The 3150-nt window shown below is 67.6% G+C and carries 3 protein-coding genes and 1 pseudogene; 2 read left to right on the top strand and 2 right to left on the bottom strand.

What is annotated here, in order from left to right; translation table 11 throughout:
• A partial coding sequence (locus tag RMN84_RS11650) for a gamma-glutamyltransferase (protein WP_309612333.1) occupies window positions 1–1174 on the bottom strand: 1174 nt, incomplete at its 3' end.
• 9 nt (window positions 1175–1183) lie between these two features.
• Window positions 1184–2206: a quinone-dependent dihydroorotate dehydrogenase gene (locus RMN84_RS11645; RefSeq protein ID WP_309612332.1), complete on the bottom strand. Its 1023-nt coding sequence runs from the start codon at window positions 2204–2206 to the stop codon at window positions 1184–1186.
• Between the two features lie 123 nt (window positions 2207–2329).
• On the opposite strand from RMN84_RS11645, the gene RMN84_RS11640 reads away from it, so the two are divergent.
• Both RMN84_RS11640 and RMN84_RS11635 read left to right on the top strand, forming a co-directional pair.
• Window positions 2330–2734 carry an SUF system Fe-S cluster assembly regulator gene (locus RMN84_RS11640; protein WP_309612331.1) on the top strand — a complete coding sequence of 135 codons (405 nt, stop codon included), beginning with the start codon at window positions 2330–2332 and terminating at the stop codon, window positions 2732–2734.
• A pseudogene (locus RMN84_RS11635) lies at window positions 2734–3150 on the top strand (Fe-S cluster assembly protein SufB); the annotation flags it as partial. The gene RMN84_RS11640 and the pseudogene RMN84_RS11635, both read left to right, overlap by 1 nt.

The raw sequence follows: 3150 nt of genomic DNA, 5'->3' as shown, positions 1-3150 counted from the left end.
CGATGGCGAAGGACGACGTACCGGCCTCCAGCGCCTCGACACCCTTGGCATGATACGGGGCGCCCGCCGGAGTGCCGGCCACAACCGTGGCCATCGTCCCTCTCGCAGAAATCAGCTTCGACCGTTCGGCCAGATAGGCCGGGTCGAGCAGCCCCGTGACCGGCACCGACACATAGTCGGGATCGCCGAGATATTGGTCACGATCGGCATAGGCCAGTCGCATCGACTCCGCGATCAAATGCCACGCCACCGGTGAATTCGGCCCCAGCGCGCCAAGATCGAATCGCTCGAGCATCTTGAGCGTCTGGATAACTGCGATGCCGCCAGACGAAGACGGCCCCATCCCGCACAAGGTGTAGCCGCGATAAGCGCCGCATACCGGCGGCCGTTGCTTCGAGCTGAAACTCGCCAAATCGCCGACATCCATCGGTGAGGGGTTGTGCGACGCGGTCCGCACGGCCGCGACGATCGCGCTGGCGTTGGGGCCGACGTAGAAGGAGTCGGGGCCGCGTTCCGCCACGGTGGTCAGGAAATCGGCCAGCGCCGGATTACGGACCCGCGCGCCGACCGCCAGCGCCTGCCCGTCGGCGGTGTAGAACAGGGCGCGACCCGCCGCCGAAAAGCCCGCCGTCGACCGCTCGTCGGCCAGCGCATGGTGCAGTCGCGGGGTTACCAAAAACCCGTCTCGCGCCAGCGCAATCGCCGGCTGGAACAGCGTCTTCCACGCCAGCTTGCCATGATCGTGACTGGCCCGCGCCGCCATCCGCATATTGCCCGGCACGCCGACGCTGGTCCCGCCCGGAACGACATCCTCGAAAGCGCGCGGCTTGCCGTCGGCGCCGAGGAACCAGGCCCCGGTCGCGGCATGGGGCGCGGTCTCGCGCGAGTCATAGGTCTGGATCACGCCCCTGGCGTCGCGGAAAACGAGGTAGCTGCCCCCGCCGATGCCCGAACTCTGCGGTTCGACCACGGTCAGTGCGAGCATGGTCGCGACGGCGGCATCGGCCGCGCTTCCGCCTTGGCGCAATATGGTTGCGCCGGCGTCTGCTGCGCGGGGGTCGGCGGCACTGACGATGCCTGGCGGCCCGGACGGTGCAGTCGAGATGGAGGGAGTGTGGGTGGTGACACAGCCGGCAAGCGCGAGGGCGGCGGCCAGAACGATCTTGGTTCGCATTGGCTCGGGCTACTCGCTTCCCACCGCCTCGGCAATATTGGCGAATTCGCTACGGCGCAGGCGCTCGGCCAACCCAGTCGCGATCCGCCGCGCCAGCCCCGGCCCCTCGTAAACCAGCGCAGTGTACAGCTGGATCAGGCTGGCCCCGGCCCGAACCCGGGCAAAGGCGTCGTCGGCATCCTCGATCCCGCCCGCCGCGATCAGCGGGATCGCACCGCCGCTCGCTGCCCGGAATAGTCGCAACTGCGCCAGTGCCAGCGCCTTCAACGGCCGCCCCGACAGCCCGCCGCTTTCGACTGCGTGGCCTGACGCCAGCGGCGGGCGCGAGACGGTCGTGTTTGCCACGATCAGTGCGTCGATGCCATGATCGATGGCTGCGCGCATGATGCGGTCGTGGTCGCCACTGTCGAGGTCCGGCGCAACCTTCAGGAACACCGGCGGCCCGTTCCGGCTCCGCGCACTCCGCACAGCGTCGAGCAATTCGGCCAGTTCCCCGCCCGCTTGGAGCGTCCGCAATCCCGGCGTGTTGGGCGAGGAAATGTTGATCGTCAGATAGTCCGCCACCGGCGCCATGATCCGCACGCCCTGCGCATAATCGGCGATGCGATCCGCCGCGTCCTTGTTGGCACCGATATTGACGCCGACGATCCCGTGACGGGGTCGCTGCGCCAGCCGCGCCAGCGCCGCCGCCTGCCCGCCGCCGTTGAACCCCATGCGGTTAATGACCGCCCGGTCCTCGACCAGCCGGAACAGGCGTGGCCCGGGATTGCCGGCTTGCGGCAGTGGCGTGACCGTTCCTACTTCGACAAACCCGAACCCGAGCGACAGCATCGCGTCGGGCACTTCGCCATCCTTGTCGAACCCGGCGGCGAGCCCGACCGGGGAGGGGAAGGTCAGCCCGGCGACGTCGCTGCTCAGGATGGGATCGAACGACGGTGCGCGCCGGGGCAGCAGTTTCAACCCGGCGATCGTCACCCGATGCGCCCGCTCGGCGTCGAGCGCAAAGATGAGGGGGCGGAGGGCGCGGTACATGATCGGGCCCTGTCATTGCCAGCGAAGCGAAGCAACCCGACGAACTCGTCTTCCCTCGCAGCGCCGGTTGAACTTTTCGATGCGAACGCCTAAATCCTACCATATTCATCCGATTAGGACCCCATGCGACTCACCCACCTCGCCGACTATGCCGTCGTCATGCTCACCGCCGCCGCCCGTCGCGACGCTGGCGAGCGGCTGTCGGCGGCCGTGCTCGCCGAAGAAACCGGCGTGCCGCTGCCGACCGCGCAGAAGCTGATGGGGATCCTTGCCCACGCCGGGCTGCTGACCAGCACGCGCGGCGCGCAGGGCGGCTATGTCCTCACCCGCCCGGCCGCGTCGATCAGCCTTGCCGACATCGTCGAAGCGGTCGAGGGGCCGATCGCGCTAACGCTCTGCTCGGGCGCGGAAGGCCCCAGTGACTGCGCACTCGACGCGCATTGCCGGATCAAGCCCCACATGGGGGCCGTCGGCAACGCCGTGCGCGGCGCACTCCACGCCGTCAGTCTTCAGGAATTAGCGTCATGATGGACCAGCTCGACCAACCCCTCGACAATGCGCAGGCCCGTGAGGCAATCGCGAAAGATTATGAGTGGGGCTTCTCCTCGGACATTGAGCAGGAGTTCGCGCCCAAGGGTCTGTCGGAAGACACGGTCCGCTTCATCTCGGGCAAGAAGAACGAGCCCGAATGGATGCTAGAATGGCGGCTCAAGGCCTATCGCGCCTGGCTGACGATGGAGGAGGTCGACTGGGCCAAGCTCGACATCCCCACGATCGACTACCAGGACGCTTATTATTACGCGGCGCCCAAGGCCAGGCCCAAGCTCGGCAGTCTCGACGAGGTCGATCCCGAGATCCTTCGCGTCTATGAAAAGCTCGGCATCCCGATCGAGGAGCAGAAAGTTCTCGCCGGGGTCGAGGGCGCGCGGCGTGTCGCGGTCGAC

The organism is Sphingomonas sp. (assembly GCF_031380695.1).
Classification (GTDB): Bacteria; Pseudomonadota; Alphaproteobacteria; order Sphingomonadales; family Sphingomonadaceae; genus Sphingomicrobium.
The sequence above is the reverse complement of the archived record's forward strand: the minus strand, read 5'-3'. Positions and strand labels throughout refer to the sequence as shown.